Source organism: Arenibacter sp. F20364 (assembly GCF_023015905.1).
Classification (GTDB): domain Bacteria; phylum Bacteroidota; class Bacteroidia; order Flavobacteriales; family Flavobacteriaceae; genus Arenibacter.
The window spans coordinates 1-587 of the sequence record NZ_JALKBD010000139.1 but is presented as its reverse complement, the minus strand read 5'-3'; the positions used below and the strand labels follow the sequence as shown (position 1 = coordinate 587).

Annotated in this window: 1 protein-coding gene; it reads right to left on the bottom strand. The window is 41.1% G+C overall.

The window, feature by feature from the left end; genetic code table 11:
* Positions 1-240: 240 nt before the first annotated feature.
* Positions 241-587, bottom strand: a 347-nt coding sequence (locus MWU84_RS24060; RefSeq protein ID WP_246906575.1) for a hypothetical protein, incomplete at its 5' end; no start/stop codon positions are given.

The window sequence follows — 587 nt, the reverse complement described above, 5'->3', positions numbered from 1 at the left end:
TTCCCCGTCCCTAAAGGGTGAAAAATGCTGAAAATTTAAAATGCTATCCACCATATCCATTTTTTCCAGGATTAAATTTGCCATTTCCAAATCTTCAAATCAACCAATCTTCAAATTAATTCATTGGTACATTAAACAATTATTGCATTTACCCATTATCAAATTTATAAATCACCTAAAGCTTATAGCCTATATCATATAGCTTTCACAACCTCTACCTCTAATATCTTGGTTCTTGCTTTAAAATCCTCCCTCCATTCCCCTCTTGGGAGGAGCCTGTCCCGCCTTTTGGGCGGGAGTTAGGGGTGGGTTTCGTCCCAAAGTCCTCCCCCTGGATACTTCGGTTCGTTTTGTGCCACCCATTTCGGTGTTATAGTGCCAGGCATTTCGGTTTGATCTGTGCCACTTTTGGCTATCAACGCAATCCATTTCGGTTCGTTTTGTGCCAGTGATATCGGTTCGTTTTGTGCCACCTTTGTAGGGAACGGGACTTATAACGTTTCGTTTTGTGCCACTTTGAAAGATCAAGTAACAATTACCTTGTCGCTTAAAAACAAGCGATATGGCCAATACACTTGATCCAATGG